The sequence below is a fragment of the Exiguobacterium sp. SL-9 genome, assembly GCF_004336985.1.
GTDB lineage: Bacteria > Bacillota > Bacilli > Exiguobacteriales > Exiguobacteriaceae > Exiguobacterium.
The window spans coordinates 1-448 of the sequence record NZ_SJUO01000019.1; the positions used below are offsets into that span (position 1 = coordinate 1).

The window sequence follows — 448 nt, forward strand, 5'->3', positions numbered from 1 at the left end:
TCGCAGAACCTCGTCGAGCTGACGACCACGGAACGGGACTGGGCCGCCCTCACCGGCGAGCGGAGGGAATCGGCCGGTGGCTGGGAACGCGCCGACACCGAAGCCGAGGCGTGCGGCCGGTACGCCGCCGAGTTCAAGCAGTCCCGGGACACTGCCCGCCTCGACCGTGCGATCGGACTCGGACGCTCGGTCGCGGCGGCGACCCCCGCCGGGCACCCTCGCCGTGGCGTGCGGCTGGACCACTTCGCCACGGCGCTGGCCACCCGCGGAGAGGAGTTCGGGGACCACGCCGCGCTCGCGGAGGCCGTCACCGTCGAGCGGGAGGCGGTCGCATGTACGTCGGCGGGCGATCCTCTGCGGGTCCAGTTCATGGGCAACCTCGCCGTCAACCTCAACGCGTTGCTCCACGCGACCGGTGACCTGGCCCATGTCATGGACGCGATCGACG

Annotated in this window: 1 protein-coding gene; it reads left to right on the forward strand. The window is 72.5% G+C overall.

Annotated features, from left to right (window positions below):
* A partial coding sequence (locus tag EVJ34_RS15440; RefSeq protein WP_201739958.1) for a hypothetical protein occupies positions 1-448 on the forward strand: 448 nt, incomplete at both ends.